The 23,682-nt window shown below is 72.7% G+C and carries 20 protein-coding genes; 10 read left to right on the forward strand and 10 right to left on the reverse strand.

Annotated features, from left to right (window positions below; translation table 11 throughout):
- Positions 1-66: 66 nt before the first annotated feature.
- On the forward strand, positions 67-1,533 hold the full coding sequence (gene gnd / locus ABNF97_RS18855; RefSeq protein ID WP_349339278.1) for an NADP-dependent phosphogluconate dehydrogenase: 1,467 nt from the start codon (positions 67-69) through the stop codon (positions 1,531-1,533).
- Positions 1,534-1,617: 84 nt separating this feature from the next.
- Here gnd and ABNF97_RS18860 read toward each other — a convergent pair whose 3' ends face one another.
- Entirely contained in the window at positions 1,618-3,000 is a 1,383-nt protein-coding gene (locus tag ABNF97_RS18860) for an Hsp70 family protein (RefSeq protein WP_349339279.1), read from the reverse strand.
- Between the two features lie 42 nt (positions 3,001-3,042).
- On the opposite strand from ABNF97_RS18860, the gene ABNF97_RS18865 reads away from it, so the two are divergent.
- The 5 genes from ABNF97_RS18865 (at position 3,043) to ABNF97_RS18885 (ending at position 9,164) form a co-directional block, all read left to right on the forward strand.
- Positions 3,043-3,816 carry a glycerophosphodiester phosphodiesterase family protein gene (locus ABNF97_RS18865; protein ID WP_349339280.1) on the forward strand — a complete coding sequence of 258 codons (774 nt, stop codon included), beginning with the start codon at positions 3,043-3,045 and terminating at the stop codon, positions 3,814-3,816.
- Positions 3,817-3,860: 44 nt separating this feature from the next.
- On the forward strand, positions 3,861-5,237 hold the full coding sequence (locus tag ABNF97_RS18870; RefSeq protein WP_130462993.1) for an MFS transporter: 1,377 nt from the start codon (positions 3,861-3,863) through the stop codon (positions 5,235-5,237).
- Positions 5,238-5,580: 343 nt separating this feature from the next.
- Positions 5,581-7,914 carry a beta-L-arabinofuranosidase domain-containing protein gene (locus ABNF97_RS18875; protein ID WP_349339281.1) on the forward strand — a complete coding sequence of 778 codons (2,334 nt, stop codon included), beginning with the start codon at positions 5,581-5,583 and terminating at the stop codon, positions 7,912-7,914.
- Between the two features lie 108 nt (positions 7,915-8,022).
- Positions 8,023-8,397, forward strand: a complete 375-nt coding sequence (locus tag ABNF97_RS18880; protein WP_130462995.1) for a hypothetical protein — start codon at positions 8,023-8,025, stop codon at positions 8,395-8,397.
- A gap of 95 nt (positions 8,398-8,492) precedes the next feature.
- Positions 8,493-9,164 carry a thymidine kinase gene (locus ABNF97_RS18885; protein ID WP_486484948.1) on the forward strand — a complete coding sequence of 224 codons (672 nt, stop codon included), beginning with the start codon at positions 8,493-8,495 and terminating at the stop codon, positions 9,162-9,164.
- Between the two features lie 94 nt (positions 9,165-9,258).
- Here the strand turns inward: ABNF97_RS18885 and ABNF97_RS18890 are convergent, their stop codons facing one another.
- The gene (locus ABNF97_RS18890; protein WP_130462997.1) at positions 9,259-9,717 is read right to left on the reverse strand and encodes an Rv0361 family membrane protein; all 459 of its coding nucleotides are present in this window, start codon (positions 9,715-9,717) and stop codon (positions 9,259-9,261) included.
- 211 nt (positions 9,718-9,928) lie between these two features.
- Between ABNF97_RS18890 and ABNF97_RS18895 the strand changes: the two genes are divergently transcribed.
- Positions 9,929-11,638 carry an acyl-CoA dehydrogenase family protein gene (locus ABNF97_RS18895; protein ID WP_130462998.1) on the forward strand — a complete coding sequence of 570 codons (1,710 nt, stop codon included), beginning with the start codon at positions 9,929-9,931 and terminating at the stop codon, positions 11,636-11,638.
- On the opposite strand, the gene ABNF97_RS18900 is transcribed toward ABNF97_RS18895, so the two are convergent.
- From ABNF97_RS18900 to ABNF97_RS18930, 7 genes are all read right to left on the reverse strand, one after another.
- Positions 11,627-13,069 (reverse strand): xylulokinase, encoded by a 1,443-nt coding sequence (locus tag ABNF97_RS18900; protein WP_349339282.1) that lies wholly within the window; start codon positions 13,067-13,069, stop codon positions 11,627-11,629. The genes ABNF97_RS18895 and ABNF97_RS18900 overlap by 12 nt on opposite strands.
- Before the next feature lie 227 nt (positions 13,070-13,296).
- On the reverse strand, positions 13,297-14,289 hold the full coding sequence (locus ABNF97_RS18905; RefSeq protein WP_349339283.1) for a tyrosine-type recombinase/integrase: 993 nt from the start codon (positions 14,287-14,289) through the stop codon (positions 13,297-13,299).
- A gap of 208 nt (positions 14,290-14,497) precedes the next feature.
- Positions 14,498-14,923 (reverse strand): Hsp20 family protein, encoded by a 426-nt coding sequence (locus ABNF97_RS18910; protein WP_130463001.1) that lies wholly within the window; start codon positions 14,921-14,923, stop codon positions 14,498-14,500.
- 111 nt (positions 14,924-15,034) lie between these two features.
- Positions 15,035-15,532, reverse strand: coding sequence for a GNAT family N-acetyltransferase (locus tag ABNF97_RS18915; protein WP_349339284.1), 498 nt, complete (start codon positions 15,530-15,532; stop codon positions 15,035-15,037).
- Positions 15,533-15,633: 101 nt separating this feature from the next.
- On the reverse strand, positions 15,634-15,951 hold the full coding sequence (locus ABNF97_RS18920) for a type II toxin-antitoxin system PemK/MazF family toxin (RefSeq protein ID WP_130463002.1): 318 nt from the start codon (positions 15,949-15,951) through the stop codon (positions 15,634-15,636).
- Between the two features lie 116 nt (positions 15,952-16,067).
- Entirely contained in the window at positions 16,068-16,727 is a 660-nt protein-coding gene (locus tag ABNF97_RS18925) for a response regulator (protein WP_130463003.1), read from the reverse strand.
- Positions 16,724-17,947: a sensor histidine kinase gene (locus ABNF97_RS18930; protein ID WP_349339285.1), complete on the reverse strand. Its 1,224-nt coding sequence runs from the start codon at positions 17,945-17,947 to the stop codon at positions 16,724-16,726. The genes ABNF97_RS18925 and ABNF97_RS18930 overlap by 4 nt, the downstream gene beginning before the upstream one ends.
- Positions 17,948-18,468: 521 nt before the next feature.
- Here ABNF97_RS18930 and ABNF97_RS18935 point away from each other — a divergent pair.
- The gene (locus ABNF97_RS18935; RefSeq protein WP_130463004.1) at positions 18,469-18,954 is read left to right on the forward strand and encodes a deaminase; all 486 of its coding nucleotides are present in this window, start codon (positions 18,469-18,471) and stop codon (positions 18,952-18,954) included.
- 54 nt (positions 18,955-19,008) lie between these two features.
- Here the strand turns inward: ABNF97_RS18935 and ABNF97_RS18940 are convergent, their stop codons facing one another.
- Positions 19,009-20,004, reverse strand: coding sequence for a tyrosine-type recombinase/integrase (locus ABNF97_RS18940; protein ID WP_349339286.1), 996 nt, complete (start codon positions 20,002-20,004; stop codon positions 19,009-19,011).
- Between the two features lie 174 nt (positions 20,005-20,178).
- On the opposite strand from ABNF97_RS18940, the gene ABNF97_RS18945 reads away from it, so the two are divergent.
- On the forward strand, positions 20,179-20,646 hold the full coding sequence (locus ABNF97_RS18945) for an HNH endonuclease (RefSeq protein ID WP_349339287.1): 468 nt from the start codon (positions 20,179-20,181) through the stop codon (positions 20,644-20,646).
- A gap of 156 nt (positions 20,647-20,802) precedes the next feature.
- The gene (locus tag ABNF97_RS18950) at positions 20,803-23,583 is read left to right on the forward strand and encodes an AfsR/SARP family transcriptional regulator (RefSeq protein ID WP_349339288.1); all 2,781 of its coding nucleotides are present in this window, start codon (positions 20,803-20,805) and stop codon (positions 23,581-23,583) included.
- Positions 23,584-23,682 lie beyond the last annotated feature (99 nt).

The following is a 23,682-nucleotide window of genomic DNA, read 5'->3' on the forward strand; positions in this document are numbered from 1 at the left end:
TCCGACGCCGGCACGGAAGTGGCAACTGGCCGAACCTTTCAGGCCCCAGACGGAAGTGAGCAGCAGATGGCGGAGACGACGAGCGGCGACACCGGCGCCACGGCCCAGATCGGGGTGACCGGGCTGGCGGTGATGGGCCGCAACCTGGCCCGGAACCTGGCCCGGCACGGTCACCGGGTGGCGGTGCACAACCGGTCGCCGGAGCGGACCCGGAGCCTGGTCGCCGAGCACGGGGACGAGGGGACGTTCGTGCCGAGCGAGTCGCTCGCCGACTTCGTCGCCTCCCTCGAACGGCCCCGCGCCGTCATCGTGATGGTGAAGGCGGGCCGGCCCACCGACGACGTCATCGACGAACTGATCCCGTTGCTGGAACCGGACGACATCGTCATCGACTGTGGCAACGCGCACTTCGTCGACACCCGGCGCCGGGAGGAGACGCTGCGCGAGCACGGGCTGCACTTCGTCGGCACCGGTGTCTCCGGCGGCGAGGAGGGTGCGTTGCTCGGGCCGAGCATCATGCCCGGCGGCTCGGTCGAGGCGTACCGCAAACTCGGGCCGATCTTCGAGTCGATCGCCGCCCAGGTCGACGGGGTGCCGTGCTGCGCACACATCGGACCGGACGGCGCCGGGCACTTCGTGAAGATGGTGCACAACGGCATCGAGTACGCCGACATGCAGCTCATCGCCGAGGCGTACGACCTGCTCCGGGAGCGGCTGGGTGCGACACCGGCCGAGATCGGAAAGATCTTCGCCGGCTGGAACGAGGGCGACCTGGAGTCGTTCCTGATCGAGATCACCGCCGACGTACTCGGGCACGTCGACGCCCGCACCGGCAAGGCGTTCGTCGACATCGTCCTCGATCAGGCCGAGCAGAAGGGCACCGGCCGGTGGACGGTGCAGAGCGCGCTGGACCTGGGCGTGCCGATCACCGGGATCGCCGAGGCGACCTTCGCCCGCTCGCTGTCCGGGCACGGCGACCAGCGGGCCGCCGCGGCCCGGGCGTACGCCGACGCGGGCGGTGCGGCGCCGACCGGTGAGGTGGAGCGGGACGCGTTCATCGAGGACGTCCGCAAGGCGCTGTACGCATCGAAGATCGTCGCGTACGCGCAGGGCTTCGACCAGATCCGCGCCGGCAGCCAGGAGTACGGCTGGGACATCGACCCGGCGGCGCTGGCCACCATCTGGCGGGGCGGCTGCATCATCCGGGCCCGCTTCCTCAACCGGATCCGGGAGGCGTACGACGCCGACCCGCAGCTGCCGACGCTGCTGGTGGCGCCCTACTTCGTGCAGGGGGTCGCGGAGAGCGTCGCCAGTTGGCGGCGGGTGGTCAGCTACGCCGCGCAGGCCGGGGTGCCGGCGCCCGCCTTCGGCTCCTCGCTGTCCTACTACGACGGACTGCGCCGGCACCGGCTGCCGGCCGCGCTGATCCAGGGCCTGCGGGACAACTTCGGTGCACACACTTACCAGCGGGTGGACAGCGAGGGCAGCTTCCACACCCGGTGGGCGGGTGACCGCGCCGAGTCGCCGGCCTGACCTGCGGTACGCGGCGGCGGTCCGTCCCCGGCCCGGGGACGGATCGCCGCCGCCGGCACGGGGGGCCGGAGCGACCGACGCCGGTCAGCCGGGCCCGGCGCTGACGACCGCGACGAGCACGCCGAGCGCGGCGAGCACCAGCAGGGCCAGCGTTCCGGTCCAGACCAGCCCGGTCGTGCCGGTCCAGAACCGGCCGGCCGGGACGACGCCGGGTGGTCCCACCCCGGGCTGACCTGGCTGGGCCGGAGCCGGCTGACCTGGCTGGGCCGGAGCCGGCTGTAGCGGCGCCACACTCCGGTTCGGAGCCGGTCCGCCGACGGCCGCTGCGGGCGGTCCGGGCGGCGCCGCATCGGTTCGCGACAGTACCCGAGCGCGCCCCGCCGACGGCACCTGGGCGGGCCCGGCGGGCAGGTCGTCGAGCCGGAGGGCTCCCTCGGCGACCACCGTCTCAGGCTGCTCCAGGGTGGTCGGTGCGACGCCCAGCTCGACGTGGATCAGCCGGGCGGCCAGCGGAATCCGGCTGGAGCCGCCGACCAGGAAGATGCCGATCAGGTCGGCCGGGTCCAGCCGGGCGGCGGCAACGGTCCGAGCCAGGCAGGTGACCGTCTGCTGGAGCTGCCGGCGGATGAGCGACTCCAGCTCGTCCCGGGTCAGGTGCGCCCGCAGGTCCAGCGCCGGCAGGTGCAGTTCGGCGCTGGCGGCCCGGGACAGCAGTTCCTTGGCCGCCCGGACGTCGTCGTAGAGGAGCTCCCGGGCCCGGCGGTGGCCCGGGTCGGCCGGACTCAGCAGGCCGTGCCACAGCTCGGTCCGGCCGCCTGAGTAGCCCCGACCGAGGTGTTCGACCAGGGCGTGGTCGAAGTCCAGCCCGCCCAGGTCGGTCAGGCCGGACTCGGCCAGCACGTCGAAGCCGGCCCCGGTGCGGCGGACCACGGCGGCGTCGAAGGTGCCGCCGCCCAGGTCGTAGACGGCCAACGCCCGGCCGGGCGGCGCCGCCCGGCCGGGTACCGCCGAGTAGTAGGCGGCCGCCGCGACCGGCTCGGCGACCAGCCGGGGTGGCGGCAACCCCGCCGTGCGAGCGGCGGCGACCAGCACCCTCCGACGGCGCTCGCCCCACCGGGCCGGATGGGTGAGCCGGAGCTCGTCCACCCCGCCGAGCTGCCGGTACGCCTCGGTCGAGACCCGGCGCAGCACCGCGCCGACCAACTCGACGACCGGCACCTCCCGGTCGCCGAGCAGCACCGCCCCGTCGTCGATGCGCCGTTTCGGTGCCGGCTCGAACCGGGCCGGGTCGAGCCGGGCCGCCCGGGACGCGTCGCGCCCGGTCAGCGGCGTACCACCGGGGTCGAGACAGACCGCCGACGGCAGCAGCGGCGTGCCGTCGAAGATCAGTGGCCGGGCCGGGCCGTCGGCGCCCCGCACCATCGCCACGGTGTTGGAGGTGCCGAAGTCGATGGCGAGCAGCCGCATGCCGAGCAACCTATCGAAAACCGGGCCCGGCATACTCGCAGCGTGATCCGGGACTTCGCCTATCTCGACGCGCCGACACCGCTGGCGTTCGCGCACCGTGGCGGCGCCGCGCGTGGCGACGAGAACACCACCGAGGCGTTCGCCCGGGCGGTGCGGCTCGGCTACCGGTACGTCGAGACCGACGTGCAGGCCACCGCCGACGAGGTGCCGGTGGTCTTCCACGACGCGACCCTGCACCGGATGACCGGGGAACCCGGCCGGGTCGCCGGGCTGCGCTGGGCGGACCTGCGGACGATCCGGGTCGGCGGGGCTGAGGCGGTGCCCCGGCTCGACGACGTGCTCGGCGCCTGGCCACAGATCCGGTTCAACGTCGACGTGAAGGCCGACGGCGCGGTCGGGCCCACCGTGCGTACGGTCGACCGGACCGGGGCTGGTGACCGGGTGCTGCTCGCCTCGTTCAGCGACGTCCGGCTGGCCCGGCTGCGGACGCTGGCCGGGCCGAAGATCGCCACCTCGCTCGGGCTGCGCGGGGTGGCCCGGCTGCGGCTCGCCTCGCTGGCCAACCGCCGCCTGGTGCTGCCGCCGACGGTGGTCGCCGCCCAGGTACCGGTCCGCTACCGCGGGATCAAGGTGGTCGATCGGCGGTTCGTCGACTACGTGCACCGGCTCGGCCTCCAGGTGCACGTCTGGACCATCGACGATCTCACCGAGATGAACGAGTTACTCGACCTCGGTGTGGATGGCATCATGACCGATCACGTCGACGTGCTGCGCGAGGCGTACCAGAGCCGTGGCCACTGGCCGTCCGATCGGTAGGTCGGTCGGACCAGGCCGCCCGCCCCCGATACCGAAGGACCGATATGGCCGAGACCATCCCCACGGCGGCGCCGGACGCGCCATTGAGCACCCGGCAGGAGCGGGTCGGCTGGTACTTCTACGACTGGGCGAACTCGGCCTTCAACACGACGGTGATCACCGTCTTCCTCGGCCCGTACCTGACCTCGATCGCGAAGGCGGCGGCCGGCTGCGCCTCGGACGACCCGTGCCGGGGTGAACGGATCAGCCTGCTCGGCATCGGCATCGCGCCCGGCTCGCTCTTCCCGTACATGGTGTCGCTGTCGGTGTTCCTGACCGTCTTCGTACTGCCGCTGGTCGGCGCCGTCGCCGACCGGTCGCCGCGCAAGAAGGAGATGCTGGCGCTCTTCGCCTACATCGGCTCGGCGGCCACCGTCGGGCTGCTGTTCCTGACCGGCGACCGCTATCTGCTCGGCGCCGGCCTGTTCCTGGTCGCCAACATCTCCTACGGGGCGAGCATCGTCGTCTACTACTCGTTCCTGCCGCAGATAGCCGGGCCGGAGGAACGCGACAGCGTCTCCAGCATCGGCTGGGCGATCGGCTACATCGGCGGCGGCCTGCTGCTGGCGATCAACGTCGCGGCGGTGCTGTTCAAGGACTCGCTCGGGATGGACACCGGCGAGGTCGCCCGGTACAGCATGGTGTCGGCGGGCATCTGGTGGGCGGGGTTCACCACCATCCCGCTGATCCGGCTGCGCAACCGGCCGCCGGTCGCCGGACCGGCGCAGGGACCCGTACTGCTCGACGGGTTCCGCCAGCTCTGGCACACCCTGCGCAGCCTGAAGGCGTACCCGTTGACGTTGTTCTTCCTCGTCGCCTACCTGGTCTACAACGACGGCATCCAGACGGTGATCTCACTGTCGGCGGTGTACGGCACCGAGGAGCTCAAACTCCCCGACGACGTACTGGTGCCGACCATCCTGATGGTGCAGTTCCTCGCCTTCTTCGGTGCGCTCGGCATGGGGGCACTGGCGAAGCGGATCGGCGCCTGGAAGACGATCCTGGTCAGCCTGGTGCTCTGGACGGTGGTGCTGGCGGTCGCGTACCGGCTGCCGGCCCACCAGACGGTGCCGTTCGTGTTGCTAGGCGGCGGGATCGGCATCGTGCTCGGCGGCAGCCAGGCGCTGAGCCGGTCGCTGTTCAGCCAGTTGATCCCGAAGGGCAGGGAGGCCGAGTACTTCGGGCTCTACGAGATCTCGGACAAGGGGACGAGCTGGCTCGGGCCGCTGCTGTTCGGGCTGGCGTACGGGATGACCGAGAGCTACCGGGTGGCGATCATCTCGCTGCTGGCGTTCTTCGTGATCGGGTTCGTGCTGCTGGCCGCGGTGCCGATCCGGCGGGCGATCGTCGCCGCCGGCAACACCCCGCCGGAACGGCTCTGACCGGCCCTCACCGGCTCCGTTCTCCGGGACAGGGCACCTGTCGGTAGATCGGTCGCCCCGAATGCCCTTCGACGCCGGGCCCGACCGGGACCCTTCACCTGTTAGCGCTCACATGCTGTGACTCGGACGCCAGCTGGGCGCGGTGCTGTACCGGCGGTCAACACCAATCTCAACACCGGTGCCGACCCGCTCCGATGGCTAACAACAGTCAGGTCCTTGAATGTCTGGCGGGTGTCCCCGTACCATCCGGACAAGTTGTTAGCGCTCACTTGACCCTCACCTCGCCCACGTCGAGGGCCAGTCCCCCGGTCCGCCGCCCCGCATCACCACCCAGGAGATCCTCATGCCATCCCCGCCCCTGAGCCGCCGTCACCTGTTGCGGGCCGCCGCCGGCGGCGCGCTGCTCTCCGCCGCCGGCACCACCTTCCTCGGTGACCGCGCCGCCGCCGCGGTACTGCCCCCGGCCCGCCCGGATCTCGGCGTCTCGGCGTACCCGTTCGATCCGGGTCAGGTACGGCTCACCGCCGGCCGGTTCATGGACAACCAGAACCGCACGTTGAACTACCTGCGATTCGTCGACGTGGACCGGTTGCTCTACAACTTCCGGGCCAACCACCGGCTGTCGACCAACGGGGCCGCGTCGAACGGTGGCTGGGACGCGCCGACGTTTCCGTTCCGCACCCACATGCAGGGGCACTTCCTGACCGCCTGGGCCCAGGCGTACGCGGTGCTCGGCGACACCACCTGCCGGGACAAGGCGAACCACATGGTCGCCGAGCTGGCCAGGTGTCAGGCGAACAACGGGGCCGCCGGATTCTCCACCGGCTACCTGTCCGGCTTCCCGGAGTCCGACTTCACCGCCGTCGAACAACGCACCCTGAACAACGGCAACGTGCCCTACTACTGCGTCGACAAGACCCTGGCGGGTCTGCTGGACGTGTGGCGGTACACCGGCAACACCCAGGCGCGTACCGTGTTGCTGGCCCTCGCCGGCTGGGTGGACACCCGTACCGCGCGGCTGAGCGGCAGCCAGATGCAGGCGATGCTCGGCACCGAGTTCGGCGGGATGAACGCCGTGCTGACCGACATCTACCAGCAGACCGGCGACAGCCGCTGGCTGACCACCGCACGACGGTTCGACCACGCCGCGGTCTTCGACCCGCTCGCGGCCAACCAGGACCGGCTCAACGGCCTGCACGCGAACACCCAGGTACCCAAGTGGGTGGGCGCCGCCCGCGAGTACAAGGCCACCGGCACCACCCGCTACCGCGACATCGCCCGCAACGCGTGGAACATCACCGTCAACGCGCACACGTACGCGATCGGCGGCAACAGTCAGGCGGAGCACTTCCGCCCGCCCAACGCCATCGCGGGCTACCTCGGCAACGACACCTGCGAGCACTGCAACACCTACAACATGCTGAAGCTGACCCGGGAGCTCTGGTTGACCGAACCGGACCGGGTCGCCTACTTCGACTACTACGAGCGGGCGCTGCTCAACCACCTGGTCGGCGCGCAGAACCCGGCCGACAGCCACGGCCACATCACGTACTTCACACCGTTGCGCCCCGGGGGCCGCCGGGGTGTGGGACCGGCGTGGGGCGGCGGCACCTGGAGTACCGACTACAACTCGTTCTGGTGCTGCCAGGGCACCGGGATCGAGACGAACACGAAGTTGATGGACTCCATCTACTTCCACAACGGCGACACCCTGACGGTGAACCTGTTCGTGCCCTCGGTGCTGGACTGGTCGCAGCGAGGCATCACGGTCACCCAGAGCACCAACTATCCGGTGAGCGACACCACCACCCTGACCCTGGCCGGGACGATGAGCGGCTCGTGGGGCATCCGGTTCCGGATCCCGGCCTGGACCACCGGCGCGACGGTCAGCGTCAACGGCCAGCCGCAGAACGTGGCGACGACGCCGGGCAGCTACGCCACCGTCACCCGCACCTGGTCCGCCGGCGACACCGTCACCGTCCGGCTGCCCATGCGGGTGATCATGCAGGCCGCCAACGACAACGGCGACGTCCAGGCGATCACCTACGGCCCGGCGGTGCTCTGCGGCAACTACGGCAACTCCACGCTCGGCTCGCTGCCGTCGTTGACCGTTTCGTCGATCACCCGGACCAGCACCAGCTCGCTGGCCTTCACCGCGACCGCGAACGGCTCGACGGTCAACCTCGCCCCGTTCCACGACGCGCACGGCTTCAACTACACCGTCTACTGGAACACCGGCTCGGGTGGCGGCACCGGCTCCACCTACAAGCTGACCAACGCCGCCACCGGCCTGGTCCTCGGGGTGCGGGACATGTCCACCGCCGACGGCGGCCTGGCCGTGATGTGGGGCGACACCGGCACCGCCGACCACCGCTGGGTCATGGTGCCCGACGGCAACGCGGTACGGTTCCGCAACGTCAACAGCGGCAAGGTCCTCGGTGTGCAGGACATGTCGACCGCGGACAACGCCCGCGTCCTGCAGTGGGCGGACAACGGCACCGCCGACCACCGCTGGACACTGATCGACAACGGCGACGGCACCTACCGGATCCGCAACGTCCACAGCGGCAAACTCCTCGGCGTCCTCGACGGCTCCACCGCCTGGGGCGCGCAGGCCGTCCAGGACTCCGACAACGGCAGCGCCGACAACCGCTGGCGCCTGGTGGGCGTCAGCTGACCCGGCACGCCGGCGGAGGCGGCCCGGGTCAGCACGGTTACCGGCCGCCCTGCCGCGCGATCTGGCCTAGGGTTGTGCCCGGGGCGGATGCGTGGCAGGAGGCGCGGTATGGAGCCGATCGAGGTGGCGGCCGGTACGGCGCTGGTCGGCGCGATGGCCGGCGCCGGCTGGCCGGCGGCCCGGGCCGAGCTGGTCGCGTTCTGGCGGCGGATCCGGCCGGCGGAGGCGGACGACGTGGCCGCCGACCTGACCGAGGTACGCGCCGAGGTGCTCGCCGCCCGGCACGCCGCCGACCCCGCCCTGGAGCGGGCCCTCGCCGACACCTGGCAACGCCGGCTGCGGGAGCTGGTGCAGGACGACCGGAGTCTCGCCGCGGAGCTGCGGACCCTCGTCGACCAGCATCTCGTGCCGGCGTTGTCCGCCGGGCAGCGTCCCCGGGCCGCCGGCACCCGGCAACCGGACGGGAGCACCGAGCCGGGCTGATGGCACCGTGGTCGACGACACGGCGGGTCGAACCGGAAACTCCTGGTGGCCTAGGCTCCCGGACCGTGAGCGACGACAACCGTACCCGCCCGACCGTGCCCGCCGACGACGGATCCGCGCTCGCCCAGGCGTGCTTCGCGGCCGGCGACGGAAGGTTGCGGCATGGCGCCGCCCTCAAGTTCTTCTGGGGCCCGATGGACTGCGGCAAGTCGACCATGGCCCTGCAGATGAACTACAACCATGCCCGGCAGGGGCGCCGCGGGCTGGTACTGACCAGGATCGACCGTTCGCTCGGCCCGCAGATCACCACCCGGATCGGCCTGGCCCACGAGGCCATCGAGGTCACCGAGGACCTGGACCTCCGCGAGCTGGTCAGGGCCCGGTGGGCCGAGGGCGACCGGCTCGACTACCTGATCTGCGACGAGGCGTGCTTCTACACGGTCCGGCACATCGAACAGATGGCCGAACTGGTCGACCGCTACGACGTGGACGTCTTCGCGTTCGGTCTGGCCAGCGACTTCCGGTCCTGCCTGTTTCCGGCGGCACAGCGGCTGTTCGAACTCGCCGACGAGGTGACCCGGATCCAGGTCGAGGTGTTGTGCTGGTGCGGGCGCCCGGGGCAGCTCAACGCCCGGGTGGTCGACGGCGCCGTGGCCCGGGAGGGCGAGCAGGTGGTCATCGGGGACACCGTCGACGCGGCCGAGGTGCGTTACCAGGTGCTCTGCCGACGACACTTCCGCTCCGGCGACCTGGGCGGCAGCCGCTGACCGGCGATCATCCCGGTGCGGTTCCGGCGGCCCACGGTCGCCCCGTCCCGCCCCGGAGCACGGTCGCCCGGCAGTACCCCGGCCCATGCAGGATTCAGAACGGGTCGCCGCAGATCCGCCACTGGTCACCATCCTTGACCATCGGCATCTCCCGCCGATCCACGGCACCGGACCGGCGGGTCAGTGTCGCCGTCGCGGTCGCCCGGAGCTGACCTCGGTCGCTGGCGACCGTGACGTCGTCGATGGCGTACCGGCTGATCGTCGGCGGCACGGAGAGCCGCCGCTCGAACTCCTCACGGCTCCACCGCTCCCGGGTGTCCCCGCAGAGCCGGTCGTAGGCGCCGCCCGCGTCACCGCTGGTCACATCCTGCAGGAACGCCTCGGCGGCGTCCTGGGCCGCGCCGGAGGACTGCCGCACGTGCTGGTAGTTCCAGGCCCCGAGGCCGGCGGCACCCACACAGCAGACGAAGAGTCCGGCGGCGACCACCGACAGCACACCCCGGAACCGGCGAGGTCGCCGGGCCGCACGCCCGTCGGGCAGCTCGTAGCCCATGCCACCGACGGTAGAGAGCCGCCACGGCCGGTGGGTGCCGAACCGGCCGGGTTCCGGCACCGACCGGACCCCGGACAGCCGTTACCGGCGATGCACCGCCCATGATCGGTCGGGCGGTGCCGCCGAGGGCCCGCCGTGGTCTACGGTCGGGACCATCCCCGCCAGCTCTCGCCGGCCCACCGGCCGGCCCTCGCCCCCGAGGACGACGACGATGCAGCGCTACCTGCAGGCGGTTCCGGTACCCGCCGATCCGTACTCCAGCGACCGGCTGCTGCGGTCCTGGCTGGACCGCCAGCTCGGCCCGGACGGGCACGCCGCCGCCGTGGACCGACTCACCGCGCTCGCCACCGATGTCACCGGGCCACTGCGGGCCGCGCACGCCGACGCCGAGGCGCACCCGCCGACCCTGGTCCGCTACGGACCCTGGGGTGCCAGGATCGACCGGATCGAGACCTCCGCCGGCTGGCAGGCCCAGCGCGCGGCCGCCGCCCGACACGCGGTGGTCGCGCTGCCCTACCTGGCGCAGGCCCGGAGCACCTGGGGGGCGGCGGCCCGGGTCGTCCAGCACGCGCTGCTGCACCTGTACGGCCCGGAGTCGGCGACCTTCTCCTGCCCGGTGGCGATGAGCGACGGCGCCGCGGCGCTACTCACCCGCCCCGAGGTCGACCCGGCGGTCCGAGACGCGTGGCTGCCCCGACTGACCGCGACCGACCCGGCGGAGGCGGTCAGCAGCGGCCAGTGGATGACCGAGTCGCAGGGTGGCTCCGACCTGGCCCGGTCGACCACCACCGGTCGGCCCGCCGCCGACGGCTCCTGGCGGCTCACCGGCGAGAAGTGGTTCTGCTCGGCCGCCGACGCGGAGCTGGCGGTCGCGCTGGCCCGCCCGGAGGGCGCCGGCCGGGGTAGCCGGGTGCTGGTGCCGTTCCTGGTCCCGCGCTACGCCGCCGACTCGCCACTGGCCGGGCCGGACGCCGACCGGGACGCACCGGCGCCGGGGATCACGGTGCGCCGGCTCAAGGACAAGCTCGGCACCCGGGCGCTGCCGACCGCCGAGATCGGGCTGCACGACGCGTACGCCTGGCCGCTCGGCGACCCCTCCGGGCCGGGGCTGAACCGGGCGATGACCCTGGTCGTGGTGACCCGGTTGCACAACGCGGCGGCGGCCGCGGCCGGTATGCGCCGAGGACTCGGCTACGCCCTGGCATACGCCGAGGCACGCCAGGTGGCCGGCGGACGCCTGATCACCTCACCCCTGCACCGGGCCACCCTCGGCACCCTGGCGGTGGACGCGGCCGGGGCGTTCATGCTGGCCGGGCACGCGTTCGCGCTGCTCGGCCGGGTCGAGGTGGGATCCGATCCGGCCGCCGCGGCCGAGCTGCGGATCGTGGCGCCGCTGGCCAAGCTCGCCACCGGGCGGCTGGCGGTCAGCTCGGCCAGCGAGTACGTCGAGTGCTTCGGCGGCGCCGGGTACGTCGAGGACACCGGGGTACCTCGGCTGCTGCGGGACGCCCAGGTGCTGCCGATCTGGGAGGGCACCACCAACGTGCTGGCGCTGGACGTGCTCCGGGCCGTCCTCCGGGAGGACGCGGGTACACCGCTGCTGGCCCGGCTGGACGCCGCCACCGACCTGGGCCGACGGCTGCACCCGGCGCTGGCCGACGCGCTCGCCGCCGCGACGGCGGAGCTGCGGGACTCGATCGCCGAGGTGACCCCGGAGGCGGTCGCGGTGCTGGCCGGCGCGCGCGGGCTGGCGCTGCGGATGGCGCACGCACTGGCCACCGCTCTGCTGGTGGAGCAGGCGGCCGGCGGCGACGAGACGGCGGAGGTGGCCGCCCGGCTCTGGGCGCGGCGCTGGCTGCGCGGCGCGGACATCGCCGCGGAGGCACACCACGAACTGGACCTGCTCTGCTCAACCAGCTAAGCCGGCGCGGTCGGAGACCTTGGCGCGGTCGAGGGCGCTGGCGCGAGCCACCGCGTACCGTTCGCGGATCGCTGGCATGGCGTCCGCCTCGTACGTCTCCACGTGCCCGGTCGTCCACGACGGCGGCCGCTGCCCGCCCGACAACACCCAGGCCGCTTGGCGGGCAGCGCCGTCGGCGACGTACTCCCCCAGCGGTGGGGCGAGCACGGGGCGGCCGAAGACGGTGGGCGCGATCCGGCGGACCGCCGCCGAGCGGGCGCCGCCGCCGACCAGGATGACCCGGTTGACCATCGTGCCCCGCGCTGTGAGCGCCGCCAGCCCGTCGGCGAGTGCGCACAGCATGCCCTCCACCGCAGCGCGGGCCAGGTGCGCGGGGGTCGAGGTCCGCAGGGTCAGGCCATGCACGGCTCCGGTGGCGTGCGGGCGGTCCGGTGTGCGCTCGCCCTCCAGGTAGGGCACCAGGACCAGCCCGTCGGCACCCGGCGGGGCGGACAGCGCCAGCGCGGACAGTTCCGCGTGGTCCACCCGCAGCATGGCCGCGACCGCGTCCAGCACCCGGGCGGCGTTGAGCGTACAAACCAGTGGGAGAAAGCGGCCGGTCGTGTCGGCGAACCCGGCCACGATCCCGCTCGGGTCGGCGGCCGGCACGTCCGCCACGGTGAACACCGTGCCAGAGGTGCCGATCGACACGACCACGTCGCCCGGGTCGGCGTCGACACCCAGCGCCGCCGCGGCGCTGTCGCCGGCGCCGGGGCCCAGCGGCGCGCCGCTGGGCAGGTGCCCGGCCCGCCCGGTCGGCCCGAGCACCTGCGGCAACAGCACGTCGTCGCGGCCGAACGCCAACCGGAACAGGTCCGGACGGTATTCACCGGTCGCGGCCGACCAGTACCCGGTCCCACTGGCGTCGCTGCGGTCGGTACGCAGCGCAGTTAGCCCTGGTGCGCCTGCTAGTCGCCAGGTCAGCCAGTCGTGCGGCAGGCAGACCGCGGCCGTACGGGCGGCGTTGTCCGGCTCTGCCGAGGCCAGCCAGCGCAGCTTGGTGACGGTGAAACTGGCCACCGGTACCAGGCCGACCGCCTCCGCCCAGGCTCGTCGCCCGGCCTCGCCGCCGCCGAGATCAGAGATCAGGTCTGTGGCGGCGCCGGCCGAGCGGGTGTCGTTCCACAGCAGGGCGTCCCGGACCACCGTGCCGTCGGCGTCCAGGCACACCATGCCCTGCTGCTGCCCGGCGATCGAGGCAGCCGCCACGTCGTCCAGTCCGCCGGCCCGCGCGACCGCGTCGGACAGCGCGGCTGCCCACGCCGCTGGCGGCACGGCGGTGCCGGTGGGGTGCGGTGCGCGACCCTCGCGTGCCAACTTCCCAGTCTCGGCGTCGCGGATGACGACCTTGCACGACTGGGTCGACGAGTCGACCCCGGCGACGAGTGGCACCGGTCCCTCCCGGGTTGTCGGGTACGGAGCAGGTGGTGCGGTTGGTCAGCGGGGAGCGGAGCAGGTGGTCTACGGAGAGCTGGTTCGAGCCGAACGAACCCGACGCCCTCGAACGGGTGGACAATTTGTTTATTGGGTGAATTATTTGCCGCGCCAGGGGCGTTGTCAAGACCGGGACGCAGGGGCGCCGGGTTGGCCGGCGTGGCGCGGGCGTGGCGGCCAGCGGCTCAGCCGTGGCGGCGGGCCCGGGCCGCCCAGATCGCGTACGCCGGGTCCCGGTCCAGGTTGTGCCGGTCCCGGTCGTAGCGACGGGTGGTGCGCGGGTCGGCGTGCCCCATCGCATCCTGCACGTCCTCCAGCGGCACTCCCTCGGCGCGGGCCGAGGTGGCGAAGGCGTGCCGCAGCGAGTGCGGGGAGAGTCGTTCCCAGGCAGGAATGCCGGCCGCCCGGGCCAGCCGCCGGACCAGCCGGAACACGGCGTGCCGGTCGAGCCGGTTGCCGGTGGCGGTCACCAGGAGGGCTCCGGTCAACTGCTCCACCGGTCGCCCCGCCACGAGGGCGCGTGCGGCCAGGTAGGCGTCCACCGCGCACGCCGATCCCGGGGTCAACGCCCGGCGGCGGGCGCGGCCGCCCTTGCCGACGAACCGCACGCTGCGGTGCCCTCGCTCCCGACCGAGGTCGGCCAGGTTCAGCGAGACCAGCTCACCGACCCGCAGCCCGAGGTCGGCGAGGAGAACCAGTACCACCCGGTTGCGCAGCGCGTTGGGGCCGGCGTCGGCCTCGGCCGCGGCGAGCAGCGCGTCGACCTCGTCCGAGGTCAGACCCACCGTGGCGGAGTGGTCCCGGTCGACCCGGGGCCGGTCGGCGCCGGAAACCGGATTGGCCGGCACCGCACCGAGCTTGCCGAGAAACGTGTACCAACTGGACAGCGCGGAGAGCTTCCGGGCCACCGTGGCCGCGGTCAGCGGGCGGTGGCTGCGCGGGTCGACGCTCGCCTCCAGCTCGCGGGCGAACGTGTTGACGTCGAGGAAGGTCGCGTCGAGCGGGTCGAGTTCCCGGCTGGCGCACCAGCCGAGCCAGCCGGCGATGTCCCGCCGGTACGCGGCCCGGGTGTGTTCGGACAACCGGCGGTTACGCAGCCAGGCGTCGGTGAAGTCGGCCGGGGTGGAGACCGGCACCGGTCGGGCCGCCGGCCGGCGAACCAGGGTGGATCGGGACACGTGAGGAAGTTTTTCAGACCATTCGCCCGATCCCCCGCCAGACGCGCCCGACGATCTCCAACTCCCGGCGGCCGGGCGGTCGCGCCGGAGGTGCCCGGGCTGATCGGGGCGATCGCTGGCGCAGCCGGAATCGCTGGCCGGACGGCCGACGCGCGCCGGTCCGGTTCGACCGGACGGGCGCGCGTCGCGCGGCGGCGGGTGGCGGAGATTAGGAGTTGATCTGGCGGGGAGTGGCGCCGGAGACGGCGACCTCGACCCGGCGCGGCTTGGCCCGCTCGGCCACCGGGATGCGCAGGGTCAGCACCCCGGCCTCGTAACCCGCCTCGAGCTTGTCCGTGTCGAGCGTGTCGCCGAGGAAGAGCTGGCGGGTGAAGACCCCCATCGGCCGTTCCGCGGCGACGAGCTCCACCTTGTCGCCGGTCGGCCGGCGCCGTTCGGCCCGGACGGTGAGCACGTTGCGCTCCACGGTGCACTCGATGCTCTCCGAATCGACGCCGGGCAGGTCGAACGCGGCGTAGAAGTAGTCGCCGTCGCGGTAGGCGTCCAGATGCATGACCGCCGGTCGGCTGCTGGTGCCGAAGAAGTGCTCGGCGATCCGGTCGATCTCACGAAACGGGTCGGTACGCATCAACATCGTCGGTCCTCCTCGGTTCTCCTGGGTCGAAGGTCGGGTTGAGTCGAGGTGACTCAACTTCTCTTCCTTGTTACCGCGCGATGGCTCCGGCGTCAACCCCGGCTCTGCCGGTCAGCTCAGTCGCTTCTCGAACCAGTGGTCGGCGTACGGCGCCTCCGAGTAGGCGGGCACCTCCCGGTAGCCGTGCCGGACGTACAGCGCCCTGGCCTCCACCAGGTCGTGCCGGGTGTCCAGCCGCATCGTCGTCGCGCCGCGCGCCGCCGCGGCCTGCTCCACGGCGGCGAGCAGCCGCGCTCCGCCCCCGCGCCGGCGCGCAGCCGCCCGGACGAACACCCGGGTCACCTCGGCGTACGGCAGGGCGTCCAGCCGTACGCCGGCACAACCGGTCGGCTCGTCGTGGTACCAGCCGACCAGGAACAGCCCGGTCGGCGGGCGCAGGTCACCGCTCGGCTCCTCCACCAGCACCTGCTCGATCTCGGCGTCGAGGGCCGGCCGGCGATGGTAGCGGCTGACGATCTCGGCGTAGTAGTCCCTCAGCAGGGCGTCCGCCACCGGGCCGTCGACGGGTTCGGCGCGGACCGTCCAGCCCTGGGCCACATAGCTTTCCACCTGGTCATTCTGGCGTTGCCGTCCACCGGCTTTCCCGCTACCGGTTCCCGCGCCGGCCGAACGGTCGCGCGACGCGGCGCGGGGGCGGCCCGGCCGGGCGGTCACCACTCGAACAGGTCACGCAATGCCTCGCCGATCCGGGCCATGCTCGCGCCGGTCGCCATCCCCACCCGCTCCACCGCCACCGCCGACGGCACCCGGCGCAGCCGGTTCACCACCACGACCCCGGTGACCGGATCCGTCTCGGCCAGCGGCACCACGAACGGCGGCAGTTCACCACTGCCGCGCTGCCGGACGATCGGGGCACAGTACGGGGACGCGGAGGGCCGGTCGTTGTGCCCCTCGCCGGAGAGCACGATGACCCGGTGCCTGGCCTGCTGGGTACGGTCGCCGACGGTCCAGATCTCGCCCCGCTTCACGCGGCACGGGGTCCGGCGAGCGTGTCCGGGTTCAGGCTGAGCACGACCTTGCCTGCCATATCGGCGATGGTACGCCCGGCGGCATCGGCGGAGACGCCCGCACGCGTGTGTCGGGGTCAGCGGCCCGGCCCGACCAGCCCCAACTCGTACGCGATGATCACGAGCTGTACCCGGTCCCGGGCGCCGAGTTTGGCCAGCAGCCGGGCCACGTGCGACTTGGTGGTCGCCATCGTGATGAACAGCTCCTCGGCGATCTCACCGTTCGAACGGCCCTGCCCGACCAGGGTCAGCACCTCACGCTCCCGCTCGGTGATGCCGGCGACCGGGCGTACCGGACGGGCAACCGCCGGGGCGGCCTCGACGAAGCCGGCGATCAGCCGGCGGGTCACGCTTGGCGCGATCAGGGCGTCACCCGCGGCGACCACCCGGATCGCCCCGAGGATGTCGTCCACTGCCATGTCCTTGACCAGGAAACCGCTGGCACCGGCCCGGAGTGCGCCGTAGACGTGCTCGTCCTCGTCGAAGGTGGTCAGCACCAGCACCCGGGTCGCTCCGTTACCGGCCACGATCCGCCGGGTCGCCTCGATGCCGTCCATGCCCGGCATCCGGATGTCCATCACCACCACGTCGGGCCGGATCTCCCGGGCCAGCTGGACCGCCTCCGCGCCCGTACCCGCCTCCCCCACCACCGACAGGTCGGGGGTGTCGGCGACGAGTACCCGCAGCCCGGAACGGACCAGGGGCTGGTCGTCGACGAGTACCACCCGAACACTCATCGCGGTACCGCCGGGGTGGGAACGGTCTCCGGCAGCGGCAACCGGGCCGCCACCCGGAAACCGCCGCCGGGCACCGGTCCGGCCTCGAAGTCGCCGTGCAGCAGGCCGACCCGCTCCCGCATCCCGGTGATCCCGAACCCGGTGGCCGCGACCGGGCCGCCGCGCCCCTCGTCGACGACCTCGACGCACAGGTCGTCGGCCCGGTAGTCGAGAATCACCCGGCACCGTGCCGTACGGGCGTGCCGGACGACATTGGTCACCGCCTCCTGCACGATCCGGTACGCGGACAGCTCGATGTCGGCGGGCAGCGGACGCGGCCCACCCCGCCGGCACAGCTCGACCCGGACGCCGGCCTCCGAAGTCGCCCGGAGCAGCCCGTCGAGGTCGGCGAGCCCGGGCGCCGGATCCCGGGGCGCCGGGTCGGACGAGTCCCCCTGACGCAGCCCGCCGAGCACCCGGCGCAGGCCGGCGAGGGTCTCCCGGCTGGTCGTCTCGATCACCCGCAGCGCGGCGCCGGCCTCGGCCGGCTGGGTCTGGATCACCCGGCTGCCCACCCCGGCCTGGATCGCGATGACGCCGATGCTGTGCGCCACCATGTCGTGCAGCTCACGGGCGATCCGCAGCCGTTCGGCGGTGACCGCCTGGGCGGTGGCCTGCGACCGCAGCGCCTCGGCGTACCGGCGCCGGGCCCGTACCGAGTTGCCGATCATCCAGGTGGCCAGCATCGCCAGGGCGGGGATCTCCGGCTGGTAGACGGCGTTGTCGCCAGGGTCGAGGTAGCCGATGGCGATCTCCGCGCAGAGCGTCAGCGCGGCGACCGGCACCGACAGCCGCCGGGACCTGGTCGCCGCGACGAACCCGACGGCCAGGTTGATCGCCAACAGCTGCAGGTACCTCAGGTCGACGAGGTAGTCCTGATCCCAGGATCTGATCGTGGCCGTCATCGTCGCCGACGCGATCAGCATCAGCGCCAGGCCGGCGAGCGGGCCGCGTCGCAGCAGGACGGCGGGCAGTGCCATCACCAGGGCCGGCAGCGCGTACCGGGGGATCGTCTCCAGCATGCTCTGGTGGTAACGGCCGGGGCCGTCCGGGACGATCGCCACGGTAAGGGCCAGTGCCATCGGGAACGCGGCGAGTGCGCACCAGATCACGGCCGTGCGCGCCGCCGCCGGCAGGCGGTACCGCAGCGGTGGCCGGAGCAGGTGCAGGGTGGCGTCCACCCGGCGAGACTAGCCACCGACCGGCCGGCACGGCATCGGTCCACGGACGTAATCCCGCAGGCTGGCGCCGTATCGGCCGGGTCCGCCACCCGTGAACACCGGCGGGGGTCGACCTCCTCCGGACGTGCCGACCGGCGGGCGCCGGTCGTCGGGAGGTGCTCCGAGTCGACGAGGTCGGCCCGGACGACCGTCCCGTGCCCACCAACCGGCGGTACGCAGCGGCAACGACCCGACACGTCACCACGGCCCCGGCCGCCGCCCGGTCGGTGATCTCGTTCATGATGGCGTCGTCGTCCACCAGGGTGCGGTAGACCCGACCGCGGCCGTAGCGTACGGAGTGCGGGATGGCCGAACAGAGGCTCGGGGAGGCGGGGGCATGCGTCGCGGGCGCGGAACAGGACCGGTCATCGTGCCGGAGACGCGGAACTGGCGCATCGCCCGAGCGGGCCGTTCTCGGCCCGCTCGGCGGCCGGCGGCGGTACAGATGATCATGGACGGCGACCGAGCCCTTCCGGCACGGCATGAACGCCGGTGACCCGGCACAGGATCGCCGATGGCTGAGGAAGGCCATCGAGCTGTCCCGGTTGTCACCACCCTCGCTGACCCACTACGCGGTCGGTGCCATCATCGTCGACCGGCGCGGCGACGTGTTGGCCACCGGCTACACGGGCGAGACCGACCCGCATCACCACGCGGAGGAGGCCGCCCTGACCAAACTCGCCGACCGCGTAGTCCCGGATCTGTCCCAGGCAACCCTCTACACCTCGATGGAGCCGTGCACCGTCCGCAGGTCACGGCCGGATCCCTGCACCGACCTGCTGCTCGATGCCGGCATCGCGCGGGTGGTGCTGGCGCTGCGGGAACCGCTGCTCTTCGCCGACTGCGACGGCGTGGAGACCCTCCGCGGCGGCGGGGTCGAGATCGTCGAGATCGGCGAACTGGGTCAGCTCGTGGTCACGATGAACGCGCACCTGCTCGGACCGGTCGCCGGTCCACGCAACGGTTGACGAGCGCCTTCCACGGGATACGACGGCCCCCACTGCCCCGCCGGTCCCGTCCTGCTAGCGACGGCGGCGGGCCCGAGCCGCCCAGATGACGTACGCGGGGTCGCGGTCGAGGTTGTGCCGGTCTCGGTCGTAGCGGCGGGTCGTGCGCGGGTCCGCGTGCCCCATCGCGTCCTGCACGTCCTCCAACGACACCCCTTCGGCCCGGGCGGTGGTGGCGAACGCGTGCCGCAGCGAGTGCGGCGACAGCCTCGCCCAGGCGTGTATCCCCGCGGCCCGGGCGAGTCGGCGGACCAGCCGGAACACCGCGTTGCGGTCCAGCCGGGCACCGGTCGCGGTGACCAGCAGCGGACCGGTCAACTCCGGCACGCTCAGCCCCTGGGCGGCGGCCCTGGCGGCCAGATAGGCATCCACCGCGTACGCGGTGCCGGGGGTGAGGGCGCGGCGGCGGACCTTGCCGCCCTTGCCGACGAAGCGGATGCTGCGATGCCCACGCTCGGTGCCCAGGTCGGTCAGGTCCAGCGAGATCAGTTCGCCGACCCGCAGACCCAGGTCGGCCAAGAGGGCGATGGTGGCGCGATTGCGGACGGCGGTCGGCCCGGTGTCGGCCTCGGCCGCCCTCAGCAGCGCATCGACCTCGTCGGGGGTCAACCCGACGGTGGCGGAGTGGTCCCGGTCGACTCGCGGGCGGTCGGCGGCGGCCACCGGATTGGCTTCGACGGCGTGCAGCTTGACCAGGAAGTCGTACCAGCTGGACAGCGCGGAGAGGCGGCGGGCGACGGTGGCCGGGCTGAGCGGGCGGCCACTGCGGAGCGCCAGCGTCGCCTCCAGCTCACGGGCGTACGCGTTGACGTCGAGGAACGTCGCCCGCAGCGGATCGAGGTGGTGCTCTCCGCACCAGCGCAGCCAGCCGGCGACATCTCGCCGGTACGCCTCGCGGGTGTGCGTGGACAGCCGCCGGTTGTCCAGCCAGGCCTCGGTGAAGTCGGCGGGCCCGGCGGCCGTCAGTGCCGGAGTGCTCGACCTGCGGGGCACGGCTTCGGAAGGCGGCATTCGACTTCTTCCTCGGGTGCCCGACGCCGTACGAGTCGAAAAGCGTACGTGAGGAAAGGCATCGCGGCCGGGACGACACGCCGCACGGGTGGCGGGTGTCGTTGACCGACCGTCCCCGGCGGGTGTCACCGCCGACCGCCAGGACAACCGGAGCGGCCCCGCTATCCTCTCGACGTGCTCTCCCGGATCAGCGGACTGTCCCGCCATTTCACCGAGGAAACACTCCGGACGTACCTGTTGGACCGCTCGGCACGCGTGGCGGACGGCTGCCTGATCGTACGCGGCTACGGAAGCCGGCGAGGCGTGCACCAGAAGGTCGCCGGTCGGGCATGGGCACACATCGCCGCATATGTCGTCTTCGTCGGCGACTACGATCCCGAGCTGGAGGTCGACCAGGTCTGCGCCGTGCCGGACTGCATCGAGCCGACCCACCTGCGTCAGGTCAGCCGTGCCGAGAACTGTCGTAGTCGCAGGCAGCAGCCTCGGTGCCGCAATGGACACGATCGCGAGATCGATGCCCGCACCGGTCGCTATCGCAAGGTCTGCCGACGGTGCAACAGTGACGCGCAGAAGCGCTGGCGCGAACGGCAGGCACGCCAGGTCGCCGAGGGACGCGCCAGCTACGGCCGCGCAACGGATTGACGCCGACGCCGAAACCTCCGTCCCGTACCCGGGCCGGGCACTGGAAAATCAACGATGGCAACTATCTGCCTATACCATGTCGACGCAGTGTTGCGCGTTGAGTGTTGCTGCAAGCAGCGAGGCGGGAGCGGCCGGAGGCTGGCGATGGAGTTGCGGATGCTGGGGCAGGTGCAGATCCGGGTAGCTGCTCGCGTGGTACCGGTCGGGCCGCCGCAGCAGTGCGCGGTGCTGGCGGCCCTGGCCATCGACGCGGGCCGACCGGTCTCCGTCGACGTCCTGGTCGACCGGGTATGGGGCCCGGCCGCACCGCCGCGCGCACGCCGGACGCTGCACACCTATGTCACCCGGATCCGGCGCCTGCTGGAGCACTCCGACACCACCGACAACCGGCCTGTGCGACCAGTGCGCCGCACCGCCGCAGGATACGTCCTCGACATCGACCGTCTCCGGGTGGACCTGCATCGGTTTCGTGACCTGGTAAGGCGGGCGGGTGAGTCGCACTGCTCCGGGGACCGACGGGCCGCGATGTTGCGCGAGGCCCTGGATCTCTGGCACGGCGAGCCACTCACCGGCCTGAGTGGGCGATGGGTGGAGCGGACCCGCGAGAGGTGCCGGCAGCAGCATCTCGACGCGGTGCTGGCCTGGGCCCAGGCCGAACTACAGATCGGCAACCCGATCGTCGTCGTCGGCCCGCTGACCGACCTGCTCGACGAGTACCCGCTGGTCGAGCCGTTGGCCGGCGCCCTGATGCGGGCCCTGCACGCCACCGGTCGCGACGCGGAAGCCGTGGACCGGTACGCCACCACCCGCCAGCGGCTGGCCGACGAGCTCGGCGTCGAGCCCGGGGCCACACTGCGGGCCCTGCACGTGGCGATCCTGCGCGGGGAGCTCGACCGGGCCGCACCCGCGCCACCCACGGCGCCAACCCGGCACGTGCCGGCGCAACTGCCGCCTGACGTGTACGGGTTCGCCGGCCGCGGCGGTGAGCTGGATCAGCTCGACACCATCCTGGACCGGGCCGCCGAACAGCCCACCGCAGTGGTCATCTCGGCGCTGTCCGGCACCGCCGGGGTGGGCAAGACCGCGCTGGCGGTGCACTGGGCGCATCGGGTGGCCGACCGGTTCGGCGACGGACAGTTGTACGTGAACCTGCGCGGGTTCGGCCCGGGCGGCTCGGTGATGAACCCGGCCGAGGCGGTGCGCGGGTTCCTCGACGCGTTCGCGGTACCGCCGCAGCAGGTCCCGGCCGGGGTGGACGCCCAGATCGGCCTCTACCGCAGCCTGCTGGCCGGCCGGCGGGTACTGGTCGTGCTGGACAATGCCCGGGACGCCGACCAGGTCCGCCCGCTGCTACCCGGCGCACCGGGCTGCCTGGTGGTGGTGACCAGCCGGAACCAGCTGCCCGGCCTGGTCGCCACCGAAGGTGCCCGTCCCATCGCGCTGGACCTACTCCCGGTCGACGAGGCACGACAACTGCTGTCCCGCCGTCTCGGACCGGCCCGGGTGGCGGGCGAACTGCCGGCCGTCGACGAGATCATCACCCGGTGCGCGCGGCTGCCGCTGGCGCTGGCGATCGTGGCGGCCCGGGCAGCCATCGATCCGAGCCTGCCGCTGGCAACGTTGGCCGGTGAACTGCGCGACACCCGGGGCAGCCTGGACGCGTTCGCCGGCGCCGATGCGGCGATCGACGCCCGGTCCGTGTTCTCCTCGTCGTACCGGGCGCTCAGCCCCGGCGCGTCGAGGCTGTTCCGGTTACTCGGGGTACACCCCGGCCCGGACATCGGCCTTCCCGCCGCCGCAAGCCTCGACGGCACCCCACCCGCGCAGGTGGGACCGCTGCTCGCCGAACTCACCCGCGCCCACCTCGTCGCCAAGCAGGCCCAGGGCCGGTACGTTCTGCACGACCTGCTGCGTGCCTACGCCGCCGAACTCGCCCATGCCCTCGACGACGAGGACGACCGGAACGCGGCGGTGCGGCGGGTGCTCGACCATTACCTGCAGACCGCGCACCGCGCCGCCCGGCTGCTGGACCCGCACCGCGACCTGATCACCCTGGCCGACGTCCATCCCGGGACGACGCCCGAGGAACTCGGCGACGAAGCTCGGGCGACAGAGTGGTTCACCGTCGAGCACGCCGTCCTGCTCGAGGTCGTCCGGCTGGCCGTCCGGGTCGGGTTCGGCACCCACACCTGGCAGCTGACCTGGACCCTCACCGACTTCTTCGACCGGGGCGGGCACTGGCAGGACCAGATCACCGCCCATACCGCCGCGCTGGCTGCGGCGCGACGGCTGGCCGACCGCACCGGTCAGGCGTACGCCCATCGGGGTCTGGCCCGCGCCTATGCCCGGCAGGGGCGGGAGGACGACGCGTACACCCACTATCGGGAGGCGCTCGCGCTCTTCTGCGAGTTGGGCGACCACACCGGCCAGGCGTACACACACCGTGGTCTGGCCTGGGTGTGCGAGCAGAAGGGGCGCTGCGGGGAGGCACTGCGCCACGCCCAACAGGCACTCGAGCTGTACCGGATCGCCGGCCACCGGGGCGGGCAGGCCAGGGCGCTGAACTCCGTCGGCTGGTTCCACACCCTGCTCGGCGACCACCGGCAGGCGCTGACTCACTGCCAGCAGGCCATCGTCCTGCATCGGGAGATCGGGGACCGTCCCGGCGAGGCCGACACCTGGGACAGCCTCGGCTACGCCCATCACCAGCTCGGCGACCACCACCAGGCCGCGGTCTGCTACGAGCACGCCCTCGAGCTGATCCGCGGCTTCGGCGACCGCTACTCCGAGGCCGCGGTCCTCAACCATCTCGGCGACACCCGCCGGGCGGCGGGTGACATCGGCGAGTCCCAGCGAATCTGGCAGCGCACCCTGGAGATCCTCGATCAGCTCGGACACCCCGAGGCCGAGCAGGTCCGCGCCAAGCTGGCCGGCTGACGATCCAGCCCACGCCCGCGGCCGTCGACAATCCGTTGAGAACTCGACCCACAGCCCCGCCGGATGCTGAGGCGGCAACCGCAGAGGTTGCCAGCCACG

Origin of the sequence: Plantactinospora sp. B6F1, from assembly GCF_040120695.1 — a bacterium.
Lineage (GTDB): Bacteria > Actinomycetota > Actinomycetes > Mycobacteriales > Micromonosporaceae > Plantactinospora.